The organism is Chryseobacterium sp. KLBC 52 (assembly GCF_003347605.1).
Classification (GTDB): Bacteria; Bacteroidota; Bacteroidia; order Flavobacteriales; family Weeksellaceae; genus Chryseobacterium.
In genome coordinates this window covers 122,595-134,357 of sequence record NZ_QDFZ01000001.1, presented here as the reverse complement: position 1 = coordinate 134,357, position 11,763 = coordinate 122,595, and the positions used below count along the sequence as shown (strand labels likewise).

General features: G+C 31.7%; 9 protein-coding genes. 3 read left to right on the top strand and 6 right to left on the bottom strand.

Features of this window, described 5'->3' with window-relative positions:
- Positions 1–6: 6 nt before the first annotated feature.
- Together DDF69_RS21970 and DDF69_RS00555 are read right to left on the bottom strand one after the other, a co-directional pair.
- A complete protein-coding gene (locus tag DDF69_RS21970; RefSeq protein WP_162800839.1) occupies positions 7–174 on the bottom strand; it encodes a hypothetical protein in 168 nt (55 codons plus the stop codon).
- Between the two features lie 123 nt (positions 175–297).
- Complete coding sequence (locus tag DDF69_RS00555) at positions 298–2,037, bottom strand: helix-turn-helix domain-containing protein (RefSeq protein ID WP_114819067.1); 1,740 nt, start codon at positions 2,035–2,037, stop codon at positions 298–300.
- A gap of 322 nt (positions 2,038–2,359) precedes the next feature.
- Between DDF69_RS00555 and DDF69_RS00550 the strand changes: the two genes are divergently transcribed.
- The 3 genes from DDF69_RS00550 (at position 2,360) to DDF69_RS00540 (ending at position 6,059) form a co-directional block, all read left to right on the top strand.
- Positions 2,360–2,668 (top strand): hypothetical protein, encoded by a 309-nt coding sequence (locus tag DDF69_RS00550; protein ID WP_114819066.1) that lies wholly within the window; start codon positions 2,360–2,362, stop codon positions 2,666–2,668.
- Between the two features lie 77 nt (positions 2,669–2,745).
- A complete protein-coding gene (locus tag DDF69_RS00545; RefSeq protein WP_114819065.1) occupies positions 2,746–3,492 on the top strand; it encodes a GLPGLI family protein in 747 nt (248 codons plus the stop codon).
- A complete protein-coding gene (locus DDF69_RS00540; protein WP_114819064.1) occupies positions 3,492–6,059 on the top strand; it encodes a hypothetical protein in 2,568 nt (855 codons plus the stop codon). Before DDF69_RS00545 ends, DDF69_RS00540 begins: the two co-directional genes overlap by 1 nt.
- A 307-nt stretch (positions 6,060–6,366) precedes the next feature.
- Here the strand turns inward: DDF69_RS00540 and DDF69_RS00535 are convergent, their stop codons facing one another.
- The 4 genes from DDF69_RS00535 to DDF69_RS00520 are packed head-to-tail and all read right to left on the bottom strand — an operon-like array spanning position 6,367 to position 11,718.
- Complete coding sequence (locus DDF69_RS00535; protein WP_114819063.1) at positions 6,367–7,422, bottom strand: aldose epimerase family protein; 1,056 nt, start codon at positions 7,420–7,422, stop codon at positions 6,367–6,369.
- Positions 7,423–7,425: 3 nt separating this feature from the next.
- On the bottom strand, positions 7,426–8,709 hold the full coding sequence (locus DDF69_RS00530; protein WP_114819062.1) for a galactokinase: 1,284 nt from the start codon (positions 8,707–8,709) through the stop codon (positions 7,426–7,428).
- Between the two features lie 32 nt (positions 8,710–8,741).
- Entirely contained in the window at positions 8,742–9,815 is a 1,074-nt protein-coding gene (locus tag DDF69_RS00525) for a UDP-glucose--hexose-1-phosphate uridylyltransferase (protein WP_114819061.1), read from the bottom strand.
- A 19-nt stretch (positions 9,816–9,834) separates the two neighbouring features.
- Positions 9,835–11,718: a beta-galactosidase gene (locus tag DDF69_RS00520; protein ID WP_114819060.1), complete on the bottom strand. Its 1,884-nt coding sequence runs from the start codon at positions 11,716–11,718 to the stop codon at positions 9,835–9,837.
- Between the last annotated feature and the right edge of the window lie 45 nt (positions 11,719–11,763).

Here is an 11,763-nt window from a genome sequence, read left to right as displayed (position 1 = left end):
AAATAGCTAAATGTTATTAAGAGCATTTAGTGCTGTTGCTTGTCCCAGATCACCTGTATTATTACCACCATCTCCTCCATCTCCTCCTTTAATTCTTCTTAAATTAGTAACACTTACCAATTGGAATTTTTTAAAAGATAATTTCTTTTGTGTTTTTTGATCTTGTTTTTTCATTCTATTTGATTTTTTGTATTTTAATCGATCCAAAATAAATGCTTTTTTCCAAAATACATTACAATATGTTGCCGATATTGATCAATATAGTATCAGTCAAATATTTAATAACCTGAATACCAACTAAATACCGTTATCGCGTAAAATTTTTATATAATAAGAAGGTAAGGTACCTGTAACATTTTTAAATGCTTTTGTAAAGGATTCTACATTACTAAAACCCACATCCTCTGAAATAGCAGCTATCGTTTTTAACCTTAATTTTTTATTTTCCTTTAACTCGGTAATAGCAAAATTAATTCGTAATTCATTTAAATAATTTGAGAAACTTTTACCTTTTATTTCATTGATTACTTTAGACAAATAATCTCTATTCGTTTCAAAGTCTTTAGATAAAGAATACAACGTAATATTTTTGGTAATAAATATTTTATGTTTTTCAAAATCATTTAATTTTACAATAAGTTCTTGTCTTACATTTTCAGGAATCTGACTTTTAGCTTTATTAATTTTCTCACCTGCTATAAGTTCAGTAATCTCTATGGCGTGATCTTCTTCACTCAATTTTTTTAAACCACCTACAGCATTCGCTATCGAACTTTCATTCTGTGTATCTATTAATTTTTGAGCCTGAACACTATATGTTTTTAATTTTCGTTGGTTTATATTAAACAAATAGATAAATGTGAAAAGTAATAATGAGCCACCACCGAGCAACCAATATAATATTGTACTTCGTTTATCTAAATTTGAAATTAACTTCTCTTTTTGTTCAAGCAATTCAGGAGTATCAAACTTTTGGTGAATCTCTTTAGAAAATTCATAATTTGATTTATAAATGGTATCATTGAGCTTTATAAGCCGATCAATCAAATAAACTTGTTTTTCTTTATTTCCCTCCAATTCATAATATTGCAACGAATTTTTATATAAACCTATTAATTCGGGACGAATAAACTTGATCCTTTTTTGTATTGAATCCATTTTATTAAAAGAATTAAAATATTCACGTTTATTATTTAATTTTTGGTAGTTCATGGATAAATACATATACGTTATCCCGAGATTGGTAGAATCATATTTTTTGAAATAATCAATATTTTGTTTTAGCCCTTTAACTGACTTCGGATAGTCTTTTAGGTAAAACTTCATAATATTACAACTGAGATCATATACTTTGAAATAATATTTCTTGTTATAAAGAAGACATTTTGACCTGCCCATTTCCGCATAAGCATAAGCCGAATCATATTTTCCTACTGCATTATATGTAATTGCTAAGCTATGTAAAATGGATAAATAATTACTAGGATCTTTTTTTTCTTCATTCTTTATATAACTGAAAGTTTCTTTAAAAATTTTTAAAGCTTCTTCATAATCATATGTGAAATATTTTATTTTTCCAATTGCATGCTTTATGAGTACTATTTCTTTAATATTGTTATTCTTTTTTGCATATGGAAGTGCCTTCAAATAATAGGATAATGCCTGATTATATTTATTACAATTATAATAAATATCACCTATTTTATAATTCCCATATGATAATTCATCTATATTACCATTTCTCTTAATAACATTTTGTATACTGTCTATGTATTTGATATTTTTTTTGAATTTTGTAAAAAGAAAAAAGTATCCATCAAACTGTTTTTTTGCATTCTTCTCATTTTTAGCTTTTACTAAAAAAGTATTTGCATATAGTATTGCTATATCATCTTGCCGGAATTCTTTACTGTAAGATTTTTCTAGCTGTTCAAAGGTTTTATTTTTTAGTGAATCGGGAATACGAAACCCTTTTATACTTTGAGGAAAATATAAACTTGTACAAAAAAGAAATAAGATTATTATAATTCTATACATATGTGTTTTTTGAAATGCAAAAATACCACATTTTAATTGTTTTCATTAATAAACAATTTATCACATTTAAAATCAATACATTACAAATACACTAAATACCAATATTGATCAATTTTAATTTTGATTATCCTGAAAATTGGTCAATTTTGGAATGCTTTGCTTGTGAAAATTATTTATCCCTAGCATCTTTGCTGTCAGGAAACACAAATATTTTCCTTTTCATAATGCGCAGTATGAAAAGTATAAATAGAGCTGATCAGCAAAACCCATGTCAGGGTTTATATGACAAAATAATTTACTTAATTTTAAAAATTAAACTAAAATGAAAACACTATTATTCGCAGCATTCTTATTAGCAGGAACAACCTTAGGATTTGCTAAAAGCAATGCACAAGTTCATAATTTTTCTAATGAAAGCAAAGAAACTGTATCTTTGACTTCTACATCTGACAAAGTGAATTCTTTGGAAGATGTTAAAAATGATGAAAAAGCAAAAGATGTTAAAAACATCTGCCATCAAACAGTTTTCACTAATGAGGTTACATATAGTTATTTTGATGATGGTATGGGGAATCTTATTGTAACAAAATCAACTGATTTGGTAATGACTACCTATTGGTATGGTTGCTAAATAATAGTTACTGCAAGTATAAATGAAATAAGAGCGCCTACTTATCTAGGCGCTTTTATAAATACAATTTTATAGATATGAAATACACTCTCTTTGTCTCCTTATTTTTTTTAAATTTTATTAATGCCCAAAATTTAAAGATAGAATATGAATATGTAAATAAACAGGATCTTAGCGAATACTCTTCAGAATCTTCAGGCACATTTAAAAGCCAGGCACAGGCACAGCTTAAAAAAGCTCAAAAACAAATACTTTACTTTTATGAAGGAAATACATTTTATAAAAGCATTCCCACTGAAGGATTTGAAAACGAGAAAGAAAGAAAAAAGATAGATGAAAGAACTACTAGCATAACAAAAGAATCATTTGTTATTAAGCCGATTAAGATTTACCATAAGAAAAATGACCCCGGCTTTTATCAATATCAGAATTTTGGAGATGAAGAATATTATAAATATTATGCACCCAAGTTTTCCAAAATAGAGTATAAAGATAATGTTGAACAAATTGAAAAATACACATGTAAATTAGCAGAGGTTACATTAAATAATGGAGGTTTAGTAAAAGTATGGTATGCAGAAGATTTTCCAGTAAGTGCAGGTCCTTATGTATATAACTCTTTTCCTGGTCTTGTATTAAAGGTGGAATCTCCAAATTTTATTGTGTATGCTACCAAAATAAGTAATGACGGAAAAGAAACAGATTGTGAACCTATGAATCCAAAACTTAAGGTTTTAGATCAGGAAAAAGATCAAGATAAAATTCAGGAAATTATGAAAGAAGCATCAAAAGTAAAAGAAACCCATACAGATATTCGGTTATAATGAATTTTAAATTTTCAATCATTATTTTTCTGTTGTTTTTCAGCTACTCTTTTTCACAAGACATTAATATTAAAGTTAAAGAAGCGAACGGGAACTCTATATCGGAAGTTAACGTTCAGCTTCTTAAAAACGAAAAAACTTTAGACTTCCAAAAAACAAACGACAAAGGCATTTGTAATTTCCAAGTCTCCCAGAAAGGAAACTTTTCCTTAAAATTCACCTCCTTATTATACAAAACAAAGGTCGTAGAAATTAATACAAACGAAAAAAATGATTTTGAAATTGTACTAGAATCACAGGTTAAAACCATACCTACAGTAGAAATAAAAGCACGTCCTAAAATAGCAAGTGCAAAGGAAGACACAATAGCTTTTAACCTGAAAGCCGTAAGAGATGGTACAGAAAGAACAACAGAAGATCTCATTAAGAAACTTCCGGGCTTGAATATTAATGAGAACGGAAAAGTAACCTATAAGGGAAAAGCCATAGGACAAGTTTTAGTTGAGGGGAATGAGTTTTTCGGGAAAAACCATAAGATGGCAACTCAGAATATTTCGGCTAATATGGTTGAAAGTATTGATCTTTGGCAAAACTATACTACCATTAATGGAAACCGCTCCACAGCACTTAATTTAAAGCTGAAAGATGAATATAAAGGAAAGATTACCGGAAATATAGAAGGTAATTATGGTTCCAAAAATTCATATTCAGGGCATGCTAATTTGTTCCGTATTGGAAAACTTGGCAACCTAGCCCTGATTGCAGATGCAAATAATATTGCTAAAGATCCGATAAGCTTTATGGATTTTTACGAAATGAATACTCAGGAAGATATAGACAATGCAGATAATAATTCAAATATAGATATTCCTACTTTTCTTAATAATGATGGAAAAGTAAAATCTAAGGATAATCAGTTTGGAGCTTTGCAGTATTCTAAGTCAAAAAAAAATTTTAGCATTACAGCCTTTTCTATTTTCAACAACGCTCAGTTAAATAAATTTTCAACTTCTAAAAGGACTGCATTCGAAGGACAGTCAAAGGATTTTAATTTTTATGAGCAAAAGACCGAAAATAATAAAGGCTTTTTAGGGACTACTCAAATTAAGATAAAGAAGAGTTTTGCAGATGACAGTTTTCTTTATTATAATTTTGGCTATAATCCTACTCAGGATAATTTCAACCAAAATATAGATAGATATTCCACAGATATCAATTTTTACATTATTAATAACACCTCAAAAAATAATGGAATAAGTAATTTCCTTTCATGGAATAAACAGTTAAATAATTCAAAAATAATTTTCGCTTTCAACCAAATCAATGAGAATTATTTGGGAAGCTTAAATATACTTTCCAATAAAGATCTATTCCTGACTGATAACAATTCGTTATTTCAGCAATACGACGTGAATTCTAACAGATATGGACTGGACTTTTACTTGAAAAATAAAAACAAGCTTATCAATTTTAATTTTCACTCAGGATTTTCTTACAAAAATGAAAAATCGGAACTTACAGAGCTGATGTCACAGGCAAATGAGAATAGGACGTTAAAGACGTATCATTATATCAATGACCTAAATATGTACAAACAATTCGGGAAATTTGATTTGTCAGCTTCTTTAAGTTCCCATCTTCTGAATATCAATGAATATGAGAAGCATTATTTTGAGAAAAGGCTAAAATTTCAATACAGTCCTTCATCCAAAGCCAGCACAGAAATTAGCCTTGAATATAACTCAATATATAAGCTTCCCACTTTAAAGCTTCTGCAATACAACCCATTATATACAAAAGATTTATATTTTAATCAAAATACAGATCTAACCCCTGATTTGCTAAGCAATACAGACAGTTATAAATTAACCTTTCACAGAGCTTATTTAGAAAAAGGAAGCAGCACGTTTCTTATGCTGATGTATGATAAAACCAAACCTAGTTATACAACAAATACCATTAATTATGGTACATTTTCAGCTATGGAAAATACAATGGGAAGATATAGTGACCGATTGATATTTTTGTTTGCCAGTGATCGAAGATTTAGTAAAAATTATACATTAAAAACAAAGTTTACAAGTGCGATAGCCAGGAATGTAAATTTTATCAGTGACAATGAAAATATTTCTACCGTCCAAAATTTTGAACTGTCTCAAAAACTTTCTACGAATTTTAAAAACAAACCATTACAGTTTGATTTAGGCTACACTTTTACTAAAAGTATTTTTGAACAAAGTTTCTTCGATACTATGTCAAAACAAGATAATATAAAACTATCTTTTGGGATAAGAACCAATATTAAAAAAGAATGGATCGGGAATATTTTGGGGGAATATTTAATACAGAAAACGCAACAAAATACACTCAGGAATTTACTAATTGGTGGTCAGGTTTCATATAGAAAAGAAAAATCAAACTTTGAATATAACTTGCAGTTTAATAACATTCTGAATTTAAACTCTTTTCAGTATATTAACAGCTACACAAGCCAGCTAGGTGTAGATGAAATTTCTACAACAGCGTTACAAGGCTATGTCATTGGTGGTTTAAAATATAACTTTTAAGTAATATAAGTATTTTTTATTTTTAAAATATCTAACTAAACCTAACAGGTTTTGAAAACCTGTTAGGTTTAAAAATTATCAAAATGAAAAAGATAAATACCGGGGTAACCCGTGGGATAGTCGGCTACGTAGTAAATTAAAACTTCTTAAAACCTTTATTAAAAGGCAACAAGAAAGAAAACATATATTCCTGGAGAAACCACTTCAAAACCTCTAATTTAGTTTAGAGTTTTTTTTGTTTTATATCGGTTCGTTTCAGAAGTATCTAAAATTGAGCCGCATCAAAAAATTTCATCAACTGCTAAATCTAATTGGATATTGAGAATTTGTAAATCGTTGAATGTTTATACACATTTTCAGGAGTTAGTATGGGTGATGGAAAATGAGATTGATTAATTGCATTGGGAAAATTTTGCGTTTCTAAACAAAAAGCTTCTCTTTCCTGGTAGATATGATCTTCTTTTCCTTTTACATTTTTTATCCAATTGGCAGTATATAACTGCAAACCCGGCATAGTGGTAAATACTTCCATTTTTCTGCCGGACCGTGGCTCTATCACAGTAGCTGCTAAATCTAAACAATGCACAGGATGCTTTAACACAAAATTATGATCATATCCCTTTCCGATCATAAGTTGCTCATGATCCGTATTAATTCTATCTCCAATACCTGTTAAGGAGGTAAAATCAAACGGGGTATTTTTTACTGTTAAAATCTCACCAGTTGGTTCAAGATTTTTTGTGAGAGGAGTGTAAAAATCAGCCTCAATCTGCAATTGATGATTATTTATCGTTCCGCTGCCCTCTCCTGCTAAATTAAAATAAGAATGGTTTACCAGATTGAGTATAGTTTCCTGGTCTGTTGTTCCTGAATAATCTAACCGTAATTCATTATTTTCATTAATGGAATAAGTTACTGTTACAGATACTGTACCAGGATAGCCCTCTTCCCCATCAGGAGAAGTGTATTGAAAAGTCACTTTCGATGCAGAAGACTCTTTAACATCCCATACTTTTTTATCAAAGCCTATCAGACCGCCATGCAAATGATTATCTTCATCATTAACTGTTAATGAGTATTCTTTTCTGTTTAATATGAATTTTCCTTTTCTGATACGATTGGCACATCTCCCACAAATGGCCCCCTGGTAAAATTCATTATTGTCTATGTATTCTTGTGCTGTTTCATATCCCTGTACCACATCTGCCTGTTTTCCGTCTTTATCTTTCACATTAATACTCACGATAATTGCCCCATAATTTGTCACCTGTGCAATCATCCCATTTTGATTGCTTAGCGTAAATAACCGGACTTTTTGATGGTTGTGAACTGTATTAAAAGCCACTTCATTGATAACACCCATTTTTTAAAAATCTAATTTAACAACTCCTTTTTGTCTGATAAATAAAGGATGACAGGAACCCGCTCCAAATAAATGATTTAAAGAGGTGGTATATTTTTCAAGCAAATTTTCAGGAACGAAGGCCTGTATTGTTCCTGCAAATCCTCCACCATGCACACGCCATGCTCCGGCACCTTTCAGTACCAATTCGCTGTAAGCTAATCCCAATGAAACGGCTTGTTCATGTATATTATTTGCTACATAAACATTTTGATTGTACATATACGAACTATGTCCCGAGTCTATGATCAATTGTAAAAATTTTTTAAAATCATTATTCTCCAATGCAGTCACCTCATCTCGTACACGGTCATTTTCACATTCAAAATGAATGGCTCTTAAAATAGCCCTATCTCCTACTTTTTTACGGATAGAAGGGGCAATCTCCATTACTTTTTCCAAAGTGGTTTCTCTCAGCACACTACATCCTAAATGGGCTGCAACTTCTTTCATCTCTTTAGGTAAAACAGCGTATTCATCATTCAAATTGGTATGATCGCCCCGGGTATCTGTAATCACTAAAGAAAAACCAGTAGATTCAAAATCAAAATTTACTTTTTTAACAACAGGATTGGTGACGTCTGCAAAGTCAATAATTACCAAGCCTCCTACTGCACAAGCTACCTGATCCATTAATCCACAAGGTTTTCCAAAAAAAACATTTTCTGCATATTGTCCGATACGGGCATTTAATATGGGATCTATGGTCCCCTCATTAAATAAATGGCTCACAATTGCGCCAATTAAAACCTCAAATGATGCAGATGAGCTTAATCCGGAACCTTTGGGAACGCATCCATCAATTACAGCATCAAATCCTCCTATTGTATATCCCAACTCTTTTAGTCGGGCATTAATTCCACGAACAAGAGCATTTGAGGTTAAAAATTCGTTCTCATTGGGAATAAGCTGATTCAAATCTACTTCAAATGACTGATAGCCTGAAGATTCAATCCGGATTATATTGGAGTTATTTTTAGCGGCAATGGCTATATTATCTAAGTTTATGGCACTCGCTAATACGAGACCATGATTATGATCTGTGTGGTTACCTCCAATTTCGGTTCGTCCCGGTGAACTAAAAACAGAAACCTCTTTTTCACCAAAAATTTCTTTAAAACGGGATAATGTTCTGGTATAACGGATTGCCTGCTGATGTAGCAATTCTGAATTTTGTCCGTACAACTCTCTAAATTGAGGAACATCACCTTTATTAATTAAAGAATCAATATATTTATTATTTGACATGTATTGGTATCTGATTTATAAAACTGTCTATTTTATGAAGAGCTATTTTGCTGATTTTTATAATGAGTTGTTGAACTTTTCTTAAGAATCTCAGCACTTTGTTCCGGAGTAATATCTCTTTGGGCTTCTGCTAACATTTCGTATCCCACCATGAATTTTTTCACACTGGCTGAACGAAGCAAAGGGGGATAAAAATGCATATGAAAATGCCATTCTTCATGGGATTCCAAGTCTGTAGGTGCCTGATGTATTCCTGCAGAATAAGGGAAAGAGGTTGAAAAAATATTATCATATTTCGTCGTCAGATCTTTCAATATCTGAGCAAATAAAACCTGATCTTCATATGAAAAAGCCAATAAACTATTTAAAGGTTTCTTACTAATAATCATTGTTTCATAGGGCCAGGTTGCCCAAAATGGCACCAAAGCCACAAAGGCTTTATTTTCTAAAACAATTCGTTCCTGGCTTTCAATTTCTTTCTGAAGGTAATCTGACAAAAGGGTTGTTCCATGTTTATCATAATAGCATTTCAAATTTTGCTGTGTTCTGACCACTTGAGAAGGAATGGATGCCTGTGCCCAAATCTGACCATGAGGATGAGGATTACTACAACCCATCACTGCCCCTTTGTTTTCAAAAATCTGCACATGATTGATATAATCCAGTTTCCCCAGATTCTGATATTCTTCTTTCCAGACAGACACCACTTCTGTAATCGCTTCTACAGACATTTCAGGAAGAGTCAATGAATGATCGTTTGAAAAGCAGATAACCCGGTTAATTCCTCTTTCAGGTTTCATTTTAAACAACTCATCCTCTTCATCATCCGTTTTATCTGTGATTAGTTCTTCTTTCAATAAAGCTCCAAAATCATTATCGAATACATATACACCTTCATAGCGAGGATTTTGGGTCTCATTGGCTCTTGAATTTCCGGGACACAAGTAGCAATTTGGATCATATTGATCCTGAGTGCTTATTAATGGCTTTTCCTGTTGTCCCTGCCATGGGCGTTTTGCCCTTTGAGGTGATACCAAAACCCATTCATCCAATAATGGATTATATCTTCTATGCGGATGATTCTTGCTGTTAAATGAATTACTCATACTGAGTTTATTATTTATATCAGTTTGACCCGTTTTCTGGATTTAATTTGTCTACAATAGGTTCAGCTAATGTGTTTAGTTCGTTTTGAATTTTATTATTTTTCTGTTCAAAAATAACAATCTCATTATTCCCATTTTTCAGGTAACATCCCGGCAAATAAAGGGTTTGCTGTGGTCCTACCGACCAATATCTTCCCAAATTAATTCCATTGACAAATACGATCCCTTTCCCGAAAGGTCTCATATCTAAAAAAGTGTCTCCCACCTGCGACACATTAAAATTTCCTTTATAGATAACTGGTCTGTTTTCTTTTATATCAGATTTTTGTTTTGCATCAATTACCGGAGCCTTTTCAAAAGGAAGTCCGTACATTTCCCAATCTCCTGTTATTTTTCGGTCATTAATAAATACTGGAGAAATAATTCCTTTTGTATTTTTATTAATCTCAGACCCGTAATTAATTCTCCCCATGTTTTCTACGATAATGTCTAATTTTCCATTGAAGGGTATATTAACATTACATTCATATTTTTTATAGTAGCGGTTAAGTTCTCCTACTTTTTCCCCATTCACATATACAATCGCATAATCTCTTAATCCGTCAAGTTTTAAAGTTCCTTTAATGGGCTGATTAAAATTTTTGCTGTACCAAACATAGCCATGCCCCTGATTTAACTGTTCAAAAGTCAAAGGGTTGTCATTAATTACTGGTTTTACATTCTTTTTTAAATCTTCTAAATCAATTGCCTGAGATAGTTGAATACCCGGAATCTTAATAACCGGAATTCTAGAAGGAACAGGAGGTGTAGAGGAATCTTTTAACAATTCTCTTAATTTCATATACTTTTCGGTTTCCCAACCTGCCTCAGTAATAGGAGCATCATAATCATAACTGGTCATACTTGGCTGTATATCATGATCTTTATCGTAATTAGCTCCAGAGGTAAATCCGAAGTTAGTTCCTCCATGCACCATATAAATATTAAAAGAAATATCATTATTCATGAATTTTTCAATGTGGCCTTTTACTCTTTCCGCGGCTTTACGGGGAAAAGGCTCTGCCCAATGGTCTAACCAGCCGGGATAATACTCCGCTACCATAAAAGGACCTTTCCCATCATGGTATTTTTTTACCTCTTTCTTAATATTTTCAGGGTCTTCATCTCCATTTGCAGTTGGTAAGGCTCCAGGCAAAGCGCCTCCTTCAAATAACCAGTCTCCATCTGAAGTAAAAAACTCCATTCCTTTGAAACCAACTTCTTTTAATTGATCAAATACAGATGAACTGTATTTTTTATGATCTTCCAGCTTAATGTCTTCCCGCTGACTAACAAAAGACCCAAACTCGTTTTCTCCCTGCACCATAACAATAGGACCTCCGTTAACAATCAGATAAGGTTTTACCACCTTGTAAAGTTCTGTGAAATATGCTTTTGTTGAATTTAAAAAAGGAGTATTGTATTCTCTGATTTTCATATCCTTATCATTTTGCAAAAACCACGGATAGCCTCCGAATTCCCATTCTGCACATACATAAGGACCAGGTCGAAGGATTACCATTAAACCTTCTTCTTTTGCTATTTTTAAAAATTCAGCTAAGTTTCGATTGCCGGTTTGAAAATCCCATTTTCCGGGAGCTATTTCATGATAATTCCAAAAAACATAAGTAGCTATCGCATTTAAGCCCATAGCTTTAACCATTTTCAACCGGTGTCTCCAATAAGCCTGAGGAATTCTGGCATAATGAATCTCACCTGAATGTAATTTAATTGCCTTTCCGTTCAATTTAAATTCTCCGTCTTCAATTTTGAAAGATTCATATTTAACCGGTTTTTGCTGGGCATTTATCAAAGTGGTTCCCACTAAACAAAAGGCTAAAATTATGTTTTTAATAAACTTCATTGTATGTATTGTATTAGCTATTAAAATTGATTATGTATTAAAACA

Coding starts and splice junctions, on each gene's coding strand:
- DDF69_RS21970 (WP_162800839.1), bottom strand. CDS start 174: ATGAAAAAACAAGATCAAAAAACACAAAAGAAATTATCTTTTAAAAAA.
- DDF69_RS00555 (WP_114819067.1), bottom strand. CDS start 2,037: ATGTATAGAATTATAATAATCTTATTTCTTTTTTGTACAAGTTTATAT.
- DDF69_RS00550 (WP_114819066.1), top strand. CDS start 2,360: ATGAAAACACTATTATTCGCAGCATTCTTATTAGCAGGAACAACCTTA.
- DDF69_RS00545 (WP_114819065.1), top strand. CDS start 2,746: ATGAAATACACTCTCTTTGTCTCCTTATTTTTTTTAAATTTTATTAAT.
- DDF69_RS00540 (WP_114819064.1), top strand. CDS start 3,492: ATGAATTTTAAATTTTCAATCATTATTTTTCTGTTGTTTTTCAGCTAC.
- DDF69_RS00535 (WP_114819063.1), bottom strand. CDS start 7,422: ATGGGTGTTATCAATGAAGTGGCTTTTAATACAGTTCACAACCATCAA.
- DDF69_RS00530 (WP_114819062.1), bottom strand. CDS start 8,709: ATGTCAAATAATAAATATATTGATTCTTTAATTAATAAAGGTGATGTT.
- DDF69_RS00525 (WP_114819061.1), bottom strand. CDS start 9,815: ATGAGTAATTCATTTAACAGCAAGAATCATCCGCATAGAAGATATAAT.
- DDF69_RS00520 (WP_114819060.1), bottom strand. CDS start 11,718: ATGAAGTTTATTAAAAACATAATTTTAGCCTTTTGTTTAGTGGGAACC.